The sequence below is a fragment of the Coleofasciculus sp. A1-SPW-01 genome, assembly GCF_040217205.1.
Classification (GTDB): domain Bacteria; phylum Cyanobacteriota; class Cyanobacteriia; order Cyanobacteriales; family Coleofasciculaceae; genus Coleofasciculus; species Coleofasciculus chthonoplastes_A.
On record NZ_JAVJNP010000110.1, the window covers coordinates 61,449 to 75,687 of the forward strand.

General features: G+C 43.7%; 13 protein-coding genes. 2 read left to right on the forward strand and 11 right to left on the reverse strand.

Annotation, left to right across the window (positions count from 1 at the left end; all coding sequences use genetic code 11):
- Positions 1-255: 255 nt before the first annotated feature.
- Positions 256-411 (forward strand): DUF928 domain-containing protein, encoded by a 156-nt coding sequence (locus tag RH949_RS16900; RefSeq protein ID WP_446354715.1) that lies wholly within the window; start codon positions 256-258, stop codon positions 409-411.
- A gap of 166 nt (positions 412-577) precedes the next feature.
- Here RH949_RS16900 and RH949_RS16905 read toward each other — a convergent pair whose 3' ends face one another.
- Both RH949_RS16905 and RH949_RS16910 read right to left on the reverse strand, forming a co-directional pair.
- A complete protein-coding gene (locus RH949_RS16905) occupies positions 578-961 on the reverse strand; it encodes a response regulator transcription factor (RefSeq protein ID WP_446354717.1) in 384 nt (127 codons plus the stop codon).
- A 268-nt stretch (positions 962-1,229) separates the two neighbouring features.
- Positions 1,230-1,853 (reverse strand): hypothetical protein, encoded by a 624-nt coding sequence (locus RH949_RS16910; protein ID WP_006099161.1) that lies wholly within the window; start codon positions 1,851-1,853, stop codon positions 1,230-1,232.
- A gap of 570 nt (positions 1,854-2,423) precedes the next feature.
- Here RH949_RS16910 and RH949_RS16915 point away from each other — a divergent pair.
- Positions 2,424-2,774, forward strand: a complete 351-nt coding sequence (locus RH949_RS16915; RefSeq protein ID WP_446354719.1) for a Mo-dependent nitrogenase C-terminal domain-containing protein — start codon at positions 2,424-2,426, stop codon at positions 2,772-2,774.
- A 38-nt stretch (positions 2,775-2,812) separates the two neighbouring features.
- On the opposite strand, the gene RH949_RS16920 is transcribed toward RH949_RS16915, so the two are convergent.
- The 9 genes from RH949_RS16920 to RH949_RS16960 form a co-directional block, all read right to left on the reverse strand.
- Positions 2,813-4,876, reverse strand: coding sequence for a prolyl oligopeptidase family serine peptidase (locus RH949_RS16920; RefSeq protein ID WP_446354721.1), 2,064 nt, complete (start codon positions 4,874-4,876; stop codon positions 2,813-2,815).
- Between the two features lie 115 nt (positions 4,877-4,991).
- The gene (locus RH949_RS16925; RefSeq protein ID WP_446354723.1) at positions 4,992-5,345 is read right to left on the reverse strand and encodes a hypothetical protein; all 354 of its coding nucleotides are present in this window, start codon (positions 5,343-5,345) and stop codon (positions 4,992-4,994) included.
- A 32-nt stretch (positions 5,346-5,377) separates the two neighbouring features.
- Positions 5,378-5,752: a hypothetical protein gene (locus tag RH949_RS16930; RefSeq protein ID WP_446354725.1), complete on the reverse strand. Its 375-nt coding sequence runs from the start codon at positions 5,750-5,752 to the stop codon at positions 5,378-5,380.
- 128 nt (positions 5,753-5,880) lie between these two features.
- Positions 5,881-6,348: a helix-turn-helix domain-containing protein gene (locus RH949_RS16935; RefSeq protein WP_446354727.1), complete on the reverse strand. Its 468-nt coding sequence runs from the start codon at positions 6,346-6,348 to the stop codon at positions 5,881-5,883.
- A 90-nt stretch (positions 6,349-6,438) separates the two neighbouring features.
- A complete protein-coding gene (locus RH949_RS16940) occupies positions 6,439-6,597 on the reverse strand; it encodes a hypothetical protein (protein WP_446354729.1) in 159 nt (52 codons plus the stop codon).
- 247 nt (positions 6,598-6,844) lie between these two features.
- Positions 6,845-10,225 (reverse strand): ATP-binding protein, encoded by a 3,381-nt coding sequence (locus tag RH949_RS16945; RefSeq protein ID WP_446354731.1) that lies wholly within the window; start codon positions 10,223-10,225, stop codon positions 6,845-6,847.
- Positions 10,226-10,397: 172 nt separating this feature from the next.
- On the reverse strand, positions 10,398-11,759 hold the full coding sequence (locus RH949_RS16950) for a TMEM143 family protein (RefSeq protein WP_446354733.1): 1,362 nt from the start codon (positions 11,757-11,759) through the stop codon (positions 10,398-10,400).
- 232 nt (positions 11,760-11,991) lie between these two features.
- Positions 11,992-13,725 (reverse strand): LIC_10190 family membrane protein, encoded by a 1,734-nt coding sequence (locus tag RH949_RS16955; protein ID WP_446354735.1) that lies wholly within the window; start codon positions 13,723-13,725, stop codon positions 11,992-11,994.
- Positions 13,726-14,037: 312 nt separating this feature from the next.
- Entirely contained in the window at positions 14,038-14,238 is a 201-nt protein-coding gene (locus RH949_RS16960; protein ID WP_006099321.1) for a DUF2283 domain-containing protein, read from the reverse strand.
- Position 14,239 lies beyond the last annotated feature (1 nt).

Below are 14,239 nucleotides of genomic sequence, written 5' to 3' on the forward strand. Positions count from 1 at the left end.
ATAGTTTTTTCCTACTCTTGTGTTGGTGGATTATAAGCTGTCATGCATTTAAATTGGGTATTAGCAGCGAGCAAGATGCTCGCACTACAAGGATTTTGCCATTCTTGGCATTTATAAGGTTTAATTAAATGCCGAACAGATGAGCAAGTCGGAAAACGCTGTATTTAGAGCGGTGCTACTTATACTTATTATATTCTACCTCTTCAAAAATAGAGTAGCGTCGAGAATTAGCCACAGAATTAGTCCGTCAGTCAGTTGGAGACAGGAGATTTCCTCCAGCAAGCCCAACTCTATGCAGAAGCCGGAATTTGGCATGAGTCACTCGCTATCGCGCTACAATTACGTCATACTCATCCTGATGTGTTGGCAGGGCTTTTGCAATCTGTGGGGTTAGGACGTTTTGAGTGTTGAATGTAGAGATGTGCCATGGCGCTTCTTTCTGGCGCTTCTTTCTGGGGCGGTTTTACTCCTATCATTGTCTTCCCAGATGTGACGAAACCCGCCCTGACTTAATGTTAAGTTCTAGAATTAGTTAATTGTAAATATTCCTCAAGCCATGACGAATGACGATTGCCCATCAGCTTGCCGCTTGATGATGGGACTTTAATAATTTCTTTACAGTCTCGACAATTTCTTGGGGATGACAAGGCTTGGCTAAGTAAGCATCCGCGCCTTGCTTCATTCCCCAGTAGCGGTCAAAATCCTCTTTTTTCGCCGAACACATTAACACCGGAATATTCTCAGTGTCAGGTTCCGATTTCAGACGACGACAGACTTCATAGCCATTCATCCGGGGAAGGACAATATCCAAAATCACCAAATTTGGGTGAAATTGCTGAATTTTCTCCAGCGCCTCCACCCCATCCCCAGCCACAATCACTGTCAGCCCTACACGCTCAAGCAGCTTAGAGAGCAAATGTTGTTGGGTGAGATCGTCCTCTACGACTAACACTGTACTCATAACAACCTATACCTACTATGGCTCTCTAGCTTTTAGGTATTATAACATTTACTCTGAGCGGCAAAATATCGTCATAAGGCTGATTTCAGGTCACTCAAGTTCCGCAATCTGGCTGAATTTGGGAGTGCAGGGTGCAGGAATGATCGTGACGTACCCTGCACCGCTGTTCTTTCGCTTCTCTCAGGAGGATAAGGGAGATGGGGACGTTCCAGAGGTAGCCGACTACATCTGGAACCGTCACTCAGGCATCCGTCAAATAAACTTAAGATTACCGAATCGGTGGACAATTCAAATCAATTAAATATCCCCCTGCCTCAATCACAAAATCATCGAAATCATCATCATTGCCAACCTCTACCCGTCCTCCATCTTCCCAAGACACGCGACTTCCTGTAATATTACCCTTTCTCCCCCCGTCCAAACGACCATTAAACTGAGCCAAGTTTTGGGTCGAAACAATACGGCGTCGGGTTTGACCCGTAGGACTTACCGATTCGAGAAAGAAAACATAGCGGTTATTGGCTTTAAACATAAACTCGTTGAATTGATTTGATATCGTTCCCCCCTCAACTGTTCCGACAAAATCCGCTTGCGTTCCCAGATCATTTTGACCAGGAGAGGTTTGTATCGGCTGGTTTGTGCCAAAAGCATCATAGGGTTTGACTTCCTGAAACAGAATCGTTTCTTCCCCGGTTGTTTCATTCCGTACACCAAGCGCGGCTTGGTATGATCCATGAGATTGCAGGAATTCAAATTCCACAATCGTATCCTCTGGGAATTGCACAGCCCGATTATCAAAGATATCCTGAGCTTGCACAGACGTTGCCAAGGTACTCATTAATCCAGTCGCGATCGCGCCAATGAACCAAGATTTGCTGTAGAGTTGTCTCATTGCGAATTATCCTTATTATCAAAACCCTGTTCTTGAGCGAAGCGAAGGATTAAAACTTAATCCTTTACCACGCCAACAGCGCCAGATTTGACCAAGAACATCTCGCATCTAGTCCGGTAATCTGAATCATCTTTTAGCTTCAGTTCTCAGTTGTTCTAACGCTGACAAGCAACAGGTACTGGTAACGTTAACATCATCATCGCGCACCCTAGCTTAATAACTACTATTATAAAGTGTTGCGATCAGTACAATATTCCACGGAAATATAAACACTTAAAGTTATAAACACTTAAAGTTGGCGACTCGCCCAACTTTTAATTCATACCCTTACACCGCTATCAGGGAAAATGTATCATTGCTCTCTCAGCTTCCCCTGCTCCCTCAGCTTCCCTCAGCTTCCCCGGCTTCCCCGCTTCCCCCGCTTCCCCCGCCGCCAATCTGCCCCCAACAGGACGATGCCTACAAGCAGAGCTAATCAATGATAATAGTTTTTTATATTTGCGCTACCGCTAAATTGGGTTAAATTATGAATAGAGACAAATAAACCACACATACGGAGCAAATCAAACCATGTATACCACCTACCAAAACGGACTGATCAATTCTACCCCTGTTGAAGCCAAGACAAACCCCATCACCCCTCCCACCTCGCCCCAACAACCCATCAAGCCACTGCAAACCATCAAGCAATGGTTAGAGAACATCGAAATTCACAACCCCACCAAAGCTAGATTATTCTGCAAAATGATTCCCGCCCAATGTCCCTTTGAACGCGATATCTGTTTCTTTGGGCGGCGGGTTGCTCACATTCCTCCCTTGTGCAAACTCAATCCTTTCTATGATGAATTCGTTAGCCTCCGCTTTCGCGCCCTATGCTACTTGGCTGATCAATGTGGGGAAGATATCAGTGCTTATTGTTAGTCATTCGTCCGTTGTCCTTTGTCATTCGTCATTCGAGACTAAAAATCCATGACTCGCAGCAAAAATGCCCACTTATCGGCAATCTCTTCAATAATCTTAGCCGTTGGTTTTCCCGCACCATGACCCGCCTTTGTTTCAATGCGAATTAAGACCGGATTATCCCCAGAATGTGCCGCTTGTAACGCTGCTGCAAACTTGAAACTATGGGCTGGAACCACGCGGTCATCATGATCCGCCGTCGTAATTAATGTGGCTGGATAAGCCGTTCCTGGCTTGAGATTGTGTAACGGAGAATAGGCATACAGCGCCTTAAACTCCTCCTGATTTTCCGGTGAACCATAATCAGAACACCACGCCCAACCAATCGTAAACTTATGGAAGCGCAGCATATCCATAACCCCAACTGAAGGAAGTGCAGCACGGAATAAATCGGGACGCTGAGTCATACAAGCCCCGACTAATAAACCGCCATTACTTCCGCCACCAATTGCCAGTTTTTGCGGTCGAGTATAGTGATTCTCAATTAACCATTCCGCTGCTGAAATAAAATCATCAAACACATTTTGCTTATTCAGCTTTATTCCTGCTTGATGCCAATCTTCGCCATACTCTCCACCGCCTCGGAGATTCGGAATCGCATACACGCCTCCCATCTCCATCCACACCAGATTACTAATCGAAAAACTGGGAGTTAGGGAGATATTAAACCCACCGTAACCATAGAGATAGGTGGGATTATTGCCATCCAATGTTAATCCCTTTTTGTGGGTAATAAACATCGGCACTTGTGTCCCATCTTTACTCCGGTAAAACACCTGCCGCGTTTCGTATTGAGTCGGATCAAAATCTACTGTCGGTTGGCGAAATAGGGAACGTTCCCCGGTTACCATATCGTAGCGGTAAATCGTGGCTGGGGTGGTGAAACTGGTAAACACATAGAAGGTTTCCGTATCATAGCGCTTCCCGCCGAATCCCCCGGCTGAACCAATTCCCGGTAATTCTACCTCCCGGACAAAGGCACCATTGAGGTCAAAAATCTTAATCGAAGAACGGGCATCTTTGAGGTAATCGGCGACAAACTGGTTATTCAGAACCCCGACATCTTCTAATGTTTCTTCAGCTTGGGGAATAATTTCTTGCCAGTTCTCTCGCCCTGGGTTATGAATATCAATGGCAATCACCCGACCTCTTGGTGCGTCTAAGTCAGTTTGAACCCAGAAGATTGACCCGTCATTGTCAATCAGACTGAAATTCGCTTCAAACTCTGAAATTAATTCGACGATAGGAGAGTCGGGAGTTTGTAAGTCTTTGTAGAAAACTAGATTCTTGGGATCAGTTCCTTGACTGACATAAATAATCAGATAATGCCCATCTTCTGTCACCGAGCCATTAAACATCCATTCCTTTTGGTCAGGACGATGGTAAATTAGCAAATCATCGGATTGGTCTGTGCCGAGTTTGTGATAATAGAGTTTGTGATAATAATTAGCATCTTCTAATTTTGTGGCATCGTTGGGTTCGTCATAACGGCTATAGAAAAAGCCTTGATTATCCGTTGTCCAGGATGCACCGGAAAACTTTACCCATTTGAGATGATCGGATAAATCTTCTCCGGTTTCCACATCCCGCACTTTCCATTCTTGCCAGTCGGAACCGGAGGTGGATAAACCATACGCCATGCGGTTCCCGTCGTCACTAATCGCGATACCCGATAGGGCGATAGTGCCGTCTTCGGAGAGGGTATTGGGGTCAATCAGGAGTCTGGGTTCTCCATCGAGAGAGGTTAAGGTGTAGAGAACGCTTTGGTTCTGTAGTCCATCATTTTTGAAATAGAAGTAGCGGTTCCCTTCTTTATAGGGAATGCCATATTTTTCGTAATTCCAGAGTTTGGTGATGCGCTGCTTCAGGGATTCCCGCTGGGGGATGTCTTCGAGATAGCCGAAGGTGACTTTATTTTGCGCTTCTACCCAGGCTTTGGTTTCGTCGGAGTCGGGATCTTCTAACCAGCGATAGGGATCAGCGACGTTCGTGCCATGATAGTCGTCTACTTGATCAGCTTGGCGGGTGGTGGGGTAGTTCAGAGGTTGGTGAGAAGATGGCATAGTCGGGAATATGAGGCAGTGTTTTCTAGGGTAGCACTCTTTGGGTAGGGGTTAGGAAGCGTGTGGAGGATGGGACGCGATCGCGTAAAGATTACCATACCAAAACACGAGTCTCTCATAAGATCTGACCAACGTCTTGAAACTTATCAATATCGTCTAATGAAAGATTGCCTTCTAGCTTACCACGCTCTGATTTGAGTATCTCTCCCCTACCCCTTTTGTCTATAATTGTCAGAGTCCCTTGTTTTTGTCGCAAACAGTACTGCTTTCCTTCATAGATTTGTTCTCCATCCGCTAATGTCTGTCCGGCTTTATTCAAAGTCTTTCTGGCAATTTTAGCAACATCATTGCCATACTCTTGACATAGTATTTTTCCGGCAAAATTGGGAACTTGCCTACTCAGCCTACCCAGTACGTCCTTAGGGACTTGCGACTTAATAATGTACCAAGGAGACTTGGCTGAGTTCATGAATTTCAGCTTTCCTCACTGGTACTTTATTTTTACGCCGCTCCCTTAAGGGTATTGGGTGGTCGTTTAAGAGCTTCTGCTTGCTCTTTGATAATCTGTAACAGTGAGCTTGCTGTACAATTTTCACAAAGCTCAAGCAAAAAATCGTCTGGATGCTGTGCCTCAACCCCAAAAGGTTCAAGAGACTTCTGGGGAAAATCCTTCAAGTTGAAGGTAACAATTACTTCAGCTTTTGCCTTTACCGCAGCCGCCACAACATGGCGATCTTTCGGATGATTGGTCATCAGGTTGACTAACTGATCAGATAGTTCAACCATTGCCTCTGGAAATGCACTTTTTATGTGTGACTGGTATCGTGCTGCTTTAGCCTCTGTCATTTTTTCCTGCTTGACCAGATTACGAGTCACCTCATCTAGTATTTCTTGGGAAAAGTAAGGACGATAAAATTATGCTTCAGCAGCACGGAGTAAAGTGTCACACAAGGGCATTGGAAAAATAACACAAGCATCTAAAACAACTCGATGAAGCACAATGTTTATCGCTCGATTTCATGACTTTCCTGATCATAAAACCCTTCATCCTGTAGGAAAGCCGTAAATTCACTGAGGTGCTGGTGACGTTGAGCATCTCGTTGTTGCTTGTATGCCATGATATCTTGGGAGCGAATACGCCGATGCGCTCCAACTTTTGTGTAAGAGATGTCTCCCTGTTCCAGCAGTTTGATCAGATAAGGGCGCGACACATTTAAGAAGTCAGCAGCCTGTTGAGTTGTCATTTCACGATCATTGGGAACAAGGGTTATCCCTTGCCCAGATGCCATTGCGTGTATGACTTGCCGTAGTGCTTGGTAGACAGAATCAGGCAGTAGAATCTCTTCTCCGCTGCTTCCTACCAATCGGGGCTGTGATTCCTGTGCATTCAAAAGGCGTTCTAATCGTTTAATATGTGATGTTTCACGCTCCTCAGCCGTAAACTGCACAGAAGTCCTATGTTCTTTCGGCATGATTCTTGCGTAAGATAAAGCATTAGGGTAAGTACCGAAGTACAGTGTGTATACTCTATTTACACCGTGTATACACGGTACAAGATACATTCAGTATCTATCAGTATAACGATACCGCCAGATAATCGCAATATCCGAAACAAAAGTTACGGCTTCTTCCATGGAATCCGGATCACCGATGAGTATGGCTCGATTCAGCAGCATAATACCGAGATTGTAGTCAGCTACAGCAATAGCTTTGGTTGTCATGTTCAACTCATCCGTTGGTTCTGGAAGAGTCTCGGTTTCTATGAGCAGAATATCTTCTAAGCCTAAGTTTTTGTAGGCTTTAGCATACTTCGGTACAGCCGCGATCGCACGATTTATTGTCTCCTGAGCGTCTTCCCTAACTTTTTCTAACTGTTCTAGGGATTGAGCTGTAGGCTAACTCTGCCTGCCAGAAAACCGTTGTAACTGTCAGTAGCAAACCAATTTTAACCCGTTTCATGATCTTTATTCACAACGTATCATTTAACGTTTCCACGTCATGCCAATCCTGAGACATGCCATAAATCTGCATTTGCTGGCAACGTTTCACATATAATTTAGCCGCTTGATCACGAGAACTGACTTGCACAATAGACTGAAAAATCGCCAGCGCCTCAGCAAACTGATCCTGATGATACAGACAAACCCCTTGCTCAAACTCCCCACGAGTTTTAGTCTTTAACTGACTCAACGATTGGGGATCACCATCGTACACTTCATACAAACCCACCGCCGTCTTTTTCCCTTTCACCTGCACTTTCCCTAAAAATCGATAAGGAAACTCCCCAGGTTGTTCCAAACAAGATAGCGTTTGTTCACTGATTAAAATGCCAGCCCCATAAACCTTAGTTAACCCCTCTAACCGAGATGCCAAATTCACAGCATCGGCAATCACCGTGCTTTCCATCCGCTGTTCTTCGCCAATTGTGCCTAACATTAATGTTCCCGTATGCAACCCCACACCAATAGCAATCGGGGCATAGCTAAGACTGCCACGATGTTGATTATAAATCACCACTTGTCGTTGCATTTCCACCGCTGCCCTCACCGCTGCTTGGGCTGACTCTGGAAACAGCGCCATCACCGCATCCCCAATATATTTATCAATAAATCCCTGATGATTGCGGATCACAGGACCGACTCGTTTCAGGTAGGAGTTGATAAAGTTAAAATTATCCTTGGGTGACATATTTTCCGACAAACTGGTAAAGTCGCGAATGTCAGAAAACAAAACTGTCATGTTTTCCAGAACCTGATCACCAAGTTGCACATCCAAAATGCTTTCTTTTTGTAGGAATCGCAAAAACTCACGCGGCACAAAACGACCATATGCTAAGTTAATTTTCGATAAATGGATATGAGTTTTAATCCGTGCCAATAGTTCCTTTTTATAAATCGGTTTCGTCAGATAATCATTCGCCCCCGATTCCAACCCTTCCACCAAATCCGAGACTTGATTCTTTGCCGTTAGCAGCACCACCGGAAGTTCATTCGGCGGGAACTGTTCGCGAATTTTTTGACACACCTCATACCCTGTCATCCGAGGCATCATCACATCCAGTAAAATTAGATCCGGTTTAAATCCTCTTTGAATAATGTTTAATGCCTCCATCCCATTAGAGGCTTGGGTAATCGCATAATTCTCTAAATATAAATGATTCACCAAAACCTGAATATTAATAGGTTCATCATCCACGACTAAAATTTTTAACTTGTTCTGATTTACCGCAAATTCAGCCGCAGTCGTGGTTATTTCATCGGTGACAATTGGGTTTGTGTTAACCTCTGTTGCACTTCCATTCCTGGTTAACCCTTTCCATAGAGTTGGAGTAGCAGATTCTACAGGTTGAGGTGCCGTCAAGTTATCAGAATCGAATGATTCAACAGGTTCAGATAGCGGTAAAGTAAATGTAAATCGGGAACCCACCCCCAATGTTGACTCCACCCAAATCTGACCCCCATGTAATTCCACCAACTGTTTGGTAATTGCCAATCCCAAACCTGTCCCCCCATATTCCCGCGCCGTTGATCCATCTGCTTGTTCAAAGGACTCAAAAATTCGCGGGAGTTGCGTCTCAGGAATACCAATTCCCCTATCTGCAACTGTAATCTCTAAGCAAGAGTTCACCACGTTGGCGGAAACCTCTACTACCCCTTTATCAGTAAATTTAATCGCGTTTCCCACCAGGTTATACAAAATCTGTTGCACCCGATTTTCATCCGCTTTAACCGGGGGAATGTCCATGCCAATCCTATTGATAAGCTGGATAGGTTTTTGACCCAATAAAGGTTGAGACAGTCGCAAGACAATATCGGTGACTTCCCGAATTCCTACTGATTTAATTTGCAGTTCAATGGTTTTATGTTTCAGTTTAGCAAAATCTAAGATATCGTTAATCAAATGAGACAGACGCCGACCACTCGATACCACCATCGACAGATTCGTTCGTTGTTCCTCTGTCAAGGAACCTGTCGCACCATCAATCATCGATTCAGCAATGCCAATCATGCCATTTAATGGCGTTCTCAGTTCATGGGATGTATTGGCTAAAAACTCATCTTTAAGCTTATCCATGCGTTCTAATGTCGCATTTTTGGACTCTAATTCTTGGGAATACGCTTGCAGCCGCACGCGGGCTTCCATAAACCGACGTTCTAAAATCAATCCCAGACAGAGGATAAAGACTAACATTCCCCAAGGGTAAAGTTCTTGCTGATTGTATAGGTCTTTAATTCCCACTAAAAGGTCATGAATTCCCAAAAGGCAAAAAATAATAAATCCGGCAGTAAATAGCTTTGCCTCGACATTGCCCCGCACCGAAAATTTCAGAGCAACGATCAGGATAATAATAATTGTTGCTAATAGGGAAAATTGCAGAAAAGTATTAATCGGTTTGACATACTCTAATTGGATGACGAGTAACGTAAAGGCAATCATGGCACAAACTAAGTTAACTTGCCATAACCGCCGCACGATTCCCTTGTAGCCTCGCCCAAATATCTGCTCAAAAAATAGACAGATAACCACAGGCACTAAATAGAACGAAGCAAAGTAGGTATAAATAATTAGCGATCGCGGCAACGGAAAGAATAGAAACGTGAGTTCATTGCCTAAAATGCTAAATACACCAATGACCGTGGCTAAAATCCCAAATAAAAAGTAGGATTTCCATTCCTTTTGCTGCCAAGACAAGCCAATAGCCACCAAGCCGATTAGGGTAAAAAAGCAGCCCAAAACAAACTTACTGATATTTTGTTGAACTAAATTTTGCATCAACGTCCGTTGAGAACCTAGGCTGACTGAGCGATAGGTTCCAACTCGAATATGCTCCTGGTTTGTTACATGAAGTTTAAAATAAAGTGTTTTTCCTACAAAATTGGCGTCCAATGGAATAAGGAACCAATAGGGATTGAGTAATTTAAGCTGATTTGAACCATTAACTACAGCAAATTTTTCGATAAGCTGACTATCCAAATAGGCTTCTAGATAAGGAATACCACGTCGGTCTAAACTCGGATATTGCCATTGACCTGGGGGTAATTTAACCCGCAACCAAGCAATATTTTTCCCTTTTGGAACTTCAATTTTCCCCGGAACTTGAAAGGGTTGCCAAGCAGAATTAGACCCATCCTCCTGTGTCCAAACCGGAACGCCATTCTCTTTGACGGGAGAATTTCCCCACCGATATTGCCATCCTTGAGTCAATTGGATAGGCGGCGACTCGGTGAAACGCTGAGACGGAAGCTGATGCGGCGTCCGCAAAAGCAGTAAGCCAAACAGTACAGCCAGCCAGAAAGCACCTAGTGTTAAGGCAATCCGAGTACGGTTACATCTGACTCTAAACCTCATTGTATCCCTCTCTATGGGCGCTATTATCTCTCCTTGCAGGGTAGCAATTTTTGAAGTGTTCAAGACGTGCCATGGCGCGTCTGTCTGTAGGGACGGGTTTGACTACTATTGTTTTTTCTCTCACAAGAGATATGAATAAACCCGCTGTTGCCTCAGCGAAGTGCTTAATGATTCAGGTGTAGAGAAAGATATGATCCCAAATGTAATCGATTAATCGTTTAGCATCATCTAAAGGCAGAACCTGACAACATCCTCGCTTATCTTTCGTCAATAACGGAATTTCCGGGAGACTTGCCGTATCTTTGCCATCTTGCATCAGTTTCCCCCGGATATTCTCTAAATTATGAATCGGACCATTGATATCAAAATCTATCTTTGTGCCAAACTTATTATCCATCCAACTTTCAATTTGGTTGTCCAACTGTGCAGGAGTTAGGAGATTATGGCTAATTAAAAGATGGTAATAAACTAGAATGATCTCTTTACATTCCTCTTCTTCTGCCGCATCAATTAAGGCATGAAACACGCTGGCATTATTTGCCATATTCTTAAAAAACAGGGTTTCGGTTACAGTTTGACGGAATTTAATCTGCTTACTCTTATAATTGCTATACTGTTTATAGGCAAACCCCCCTAATGTCACCAGTAGCGATAACACAGCGACGAGCACGGGCATAATATTGCGAACATCCTCTTCACTTGCCTGAATCGTGTCCAGAACCGATGGTCCCATGGTAAAAAATAAAATAGCTGCAATCACAACAAGAAGTTTAGGCAGAACTCTCAAGATGACTGGAATAGCAGCGCCAATAGCCGGAACGATTAAGAAGAGGCGGTCTTTCCAGGTCATGCTAATTTTGATATTGGGGAAAAGGAGTTCCAAGTCAAACTTAGGGATATTCTTGTAAAAATAGAGATACATCTTCCCTGGTGTGAACTGGATAGAATCTAGTTCATCGCCTTTGTGCTTGAAATAATCGGCGTCTTTGAATTTGATCAATAAAACAACTCGTTCAAAAAGATTTATTGTTTTGTCTTTTTTCTTTAAAAACTTTTTGACCTGAATTGTTTTTTCATGATCTCCGCGACAGTAGCAGATGAGTTGGTCAAATTCATCAAAATCAACATCAGTTTTCAGTTGAATTAAGGACTTTTCCTTAAAGGCGCGTTGTAAACTCTTCGGAGAGAGGGGAACATAATTGGCGCGTTCGAGAATCGTCTGAAAGTCGGTCACCACATTCGCTTCGCGTTCAGCTAACTTATCGGGAGTGAGTTCAATCCGGGTTTGAGTATCAGCATCCGGGTTGAACGGATCATAATTATCTTTTAACCGTTCCAAATAGACATGAAATTTAAAATGATAATAGGCGGAAAGTAGGGTACAGAATTCCCGGAACTGTTGCACCTTCTCCTTAGGTAACTGTCCATCGTCTAGGCACAGTTCGATTAAGTCGCTGCGGCGATAGGGAATAAACGCTTCTCGGTCTTGATAAGTTGCCATATCTGACAATAGACTAAGTAGTCGGACTTTCATTAAAGTTTACAGTTGAGACTAGGGAAAAGGGAACAGAAATGACCCTTCGCCTCGCTAGTCGGATACGGCGCGTGATTGTGTAGGGGCGGGTTTCACCACTATCCTTTCCTTAGCACCTAGATGTAACTAAACCCGCCCCGACTGAGTGCGAGAGTTTTGACCCTTCACGTTGGAAAGAGAGCATGGTTTTGACAATCTTTAACTCAGTCCGACAAAATTGATGTCCAGGCACTTATTTCACAGACACAAACCCAGCAACAATTCCTTGTGATGGGTCGCGAAGCCTGATATTTTTAATCGGTACGGCTGAACAGGGTAAGGGAGATGCCCAGCATCGGACTGTCCAGTTGGCTGGATAGACATAATCCACATCATTTACTTGATCAGATACTAGATTAACACTGGGTAAGGGAGGAGGTAAAATCAATCGTGATTGAGCATTGCCCTGAATCAGACCAACGGTAGTTAAGCCAAGGAAAAATAGGGAAGTCAACAGGATTGTTTGAGGTTGTTTTAGGGTATGAGTGAATCGAAACAGTGGCTGGGTCAATTTAGAGGGAATTTTCTCCAACAGAGTTTGACCATATATAGCGCTAAATAAAGCCGGGATAAGCAGAAAATAGCCCAAGCCAAACCGGAGTAAAGGACTTTGCAGCATAATAAAGGTAATACCGAGTAATCCTAATAATAATATCCAGGCAGTTCCTAATTTGAGGTGTTTTTTAAATTGTCGGAATATAGGGATAGAAAAAATAATAACAAAAATTGTAATAAATGCCATTATTTGAGATTTAATCGAACCTTTTAACCATCGCCAAACGCCTAACGCGATAGCCGTCACTCCCGACTCATCTGAATCCGAAAATACCCACCAAAACTTGATAGGCTTAGTTTCATTTATGGCTTTTTCGATGGGAACTGACCAAGGCAGGTCGAGGCACATAAAAGTTGAAGGATACAGGGGACATCCGGATGTGGTCAGGCTATATAAAACCATGGGTGATAGGATTAATAGAGTAATAGCACCGCCTGTCAATAGCCGCTTAATTTGTAGTTTAAACTGATTACCCATTAGATAAAAAAGAAATCCTATGGGGAGCAGCGGTAGCGCCGAAAGCTTAACAGTTATGGCTCCGACTGATAGGATTAGGGGAATAGTTTTGGCATCGAAAAGAGGCGTTTTGGCATCAGTATCCTGTAAAGAAGATTGAGCGCTGTGTGAAATCACCAGAATTGTCCAGGCTGTCACGCCAATCAGAAACGCTACAGTTACATCAGGAGAAAATGAGATGAGTATTGGTGAACCTGTAAACGCGGTTCCTGTATAAACGAGAATGGCGATCGCGGAAAATATGAATAAAAACCAGTCTGATAAGCGTCCTTTGCGGCTGACTATTTGATTCAGCGTAATTAGAGACTGTAAAATAGCGATAAGGAAGACAAAACCATTGGTAATCGCACTGACTCGACTGCCAAAAATTGGAGATGTAAGTGGTGCAGCGAGAGCAAACCAAGAAGAGGTAAAGCCAAATTTGCCATGAATGAGTGCTAATCCATTAACCGCGCCAAATTGAGACATCCATCGCATAGAACCAAAGTGATAAAGTCCGGTGTCAAACCAGACTATTTTTTGACTGGTAAAAGCAGCAATAATTAGTTCTAAGGTAATAAATCCAACGATAAGGCTGGGAGAAAGGTGCGATCGCACCGCCGCTAGTTCACGCCGGGTTGACTGAGACAGGAGAGATAGGGCGACTAAACCGAGGACAAGGGCGAAACCAACGGCGCTGGATAACGGTAAAATCAGTGAGGTTGCCAGCATAGAGACGCACAGGACAACGATTCCCAGCCAGACGGCGGCGATGAAGCGATCGCCTCTACGATCAATGCGATCGGCTTTCAACCAATGCACAATAGCTGTGCCAATTGAGAAACAAACACCAATCAGAAAAAGCCAGGTAATCATAAAATAAAGCATTCAGCACCTCTAGTCATGACTAGCGCGATCGTCGCTATTTTTCATTTTTATCTACTTTAAGCCCAAAAGGTACGTTATTAGACTGCGTAAACTGTAGCAATTTTATTGCTGGTGCCACATTGTTATATGCTTCCAGATGACAGATGAGGGCGAGTCGATCAAATTAATAGGCTTCCCCATGCAAGATAATCCAGCGACTCGCCCCTACAGGACATACTTATTTGTTGGGAACTCCTTTCGGATAAGCACTAATTACCTCTTCCCTATCTCCCCAAACTCTATTTGTTCACTTTCCAGCATTCAAGTAGAAATGATTAGGTTCGTTTCCTGAGGATTAAACAATTGGCGTTGAGAGGCATTGAGAAACTCGATACTAATAGGTTCACCAGTTTCGTCATAACTAACAATCACGCCGCCTGGTTCAGAAATAGCATTGGCTGGAAAAGCATCACGCAAAACAAAGATGAGAATATCTGCATCTGAATCATATTTAACATTCATC

Coding starts and splice junctions, on each gene's coding strand:
- RH949_RS16905 (WP_446354717.1), bottom strand. CDS start 961: ATGAGTACAGTGTTAGTCGTAGAGGACGATCTCACCCAACAACATTTG.
- RH949_RS16910 (WP_006099161.1), bottom strand. CDS start 1,853: ATGAGACAACTCTACAGCAAATCTTGGTTCATTGGCGCGATCGCGACT.
- RH949_RS16915 (WP_446354719.1), top strand. CDS start 2,424: ATGTATACCACCTACCAAAACGGACTGATCAATTCTACCCCTGTTGAA.
- RH949_RS16920 (WP_446354721.1), bottom strand. CDS start 4,876: ATGCCATCTTCTCACCAACCTCTGAACTACCCCACCACCCGCCAAGCT.
- RH949_RS16925 (WP_446354723.1), bottom strand. CDS start 5,345: ATGAACTCAGCCAAGTCTCCTTGGTACATTATTAAGTCGCAAGTCCCT.
- RH949_RS16935 (WP_446354727.1), bottom strand. CDS start 6,348: ATGCCGAAAGAACATAGGACTTCTGTGCAGTTTACGGCTGAGGAGCGT.
- RH949_RS16940 (WP_446354729.1), bottom strand. CDS start 6,597: ATGACAACCAAAGCTATTGCTGTAGCTGACTACAATCTCGGTATTATG.
- RH949_RS16945 (WP_446354731.1), bottom strand. CDS start 10,225: ATGAGGTTTAGAGTCAGATGTAACCGTACTCGGATTGCCTTAACACTA.
- RH949_RS16950 (WP_446354733.1), bottom strand. CDS start 11,759: ATGAAAGTCCGACTACTTAGTCTATTGTCAGATATGGCAACTTATCAA.
- RH949_RS16955 (WP_446354735.1), bottom strand. CDS start 13,725: ATGATTACCTGGCTTTTTCTGATTGGTGTTTGTTTCTCAATTGGCACA.
- RH949_RS16960 (WP_006099321.1), bottom strand. CDS start 14,238: ATGAATGTTAAATATGATTCAGATGCAGATATTCTCATCTTTGTTTTG.